The sequence below is a fragment of the Leyella stercorea genome (assembly GCF_021531355.1).
Taxonomy (GTDB): Bacteria; Bacteroidota; Bacteroidia; order Bacteroidales; family Bacteroidaceae; genus Prevotella.
This window is the reverse complement of the sequence record NZ_JADYTS010000187.1, coordinates 1-746: the sequence shown is the minus strand read 5'-3', so window position 1 is coordinate 746 and position 746 is coordinate 1. Positions and strand designations below refer to the sequence as shown.

At 46.6% G+C, this 746-nt stretch carries 2 protein-coding genes; both read left to right on the top strand.

What is annotated here, in order from left to right; all coding sequences use genetic code 11:
• Positions 1-79: 79 nt before the first annotated feature.
• Positions 80-496, top strand: coding sequence for a hypothetical protein (locus I6E38_RS14985; protein ID WP_235394730.1), 417 nt, complete (start codon positions 80-82; stop codon positions 494-496).
• On the top strand, positions 484-746 hold a 263-nt coding region (gene tnpB, locus I6E38_RS14980), incomplete at its 3' end, for an IS66 family insertion sequence element accessory protein TnpB (RefSeq protein ID WP_235394729.1). The genes I6E38_RS14985 and tnpB, both read left to right, overlap by 13 nt.

Here is a 746-nt window from a genome sequence, read left to right as displayed (position 1 = left end):
GTAAGCGTATCCGCGATGCCACCTTGCACACATTCATTTATCATTATATCTTTGCTGCCAAATCAAAATCTTTAATAATATGACAGCAGAAGAACGATACGAGTGGGCATGGAAACGATACCTTTTACGACTCAACAAGAATTCAAAGATTCGTCTGACCTCCTTTCTGAAAGAAATTCATGTCTACCAACGAGGCATGGAAAGATGGATGTATGCCAAAGGGCTTAGCGTGATGGAAACGAAGAGGCTGATACGTGAGTCTCAAAACCAGGCGAAATATGAACGGCTGCTTCCATCTTCCGACACCACCGGTTCGATGTTCCTGCCGGTAACGGCAGACGGTGCGGATAGTTTTGCAGAAGCTACAGATTCAATGTCTGGAATCAGCTTTACTTTTCCTGACGGTACGCAAGTGAACATAAAACATGGCAGCGCACAAGCGGTCATGTCATTTCTCAAACTTTACCAAAGGGAGGATCTGCCATGTTTGGACTGAATGACGGAATGCGCTATTATGTCTGCCAGCGCTATGTAAGAATGAACATGGGGATAAACGGTCTGTATAAGCTGGTGTCGCAGGAGATGGACCTGCCTCCGCTAAGTGGGGCTGTGTTCATCTTCTTCAGCAAGAACCGGCAGCAGGTAAAGCTCCTGCGTTGGGATACGGACGGTTTCACACTGTATCAGAAGCGGCTTGAAAGAGGTACCTTCGAGATACCCTATTTCAATACCGGCAAGAAGGCTTG

Coding starts and splice junctions, on each gene's coding strand:
- I6E38_RS14985 (WP_235394730.1), top strand. CDS start 80: ATGACAGCAGAAGAACGATACGAGTGGGCATGGAAACGATACCTTTTA.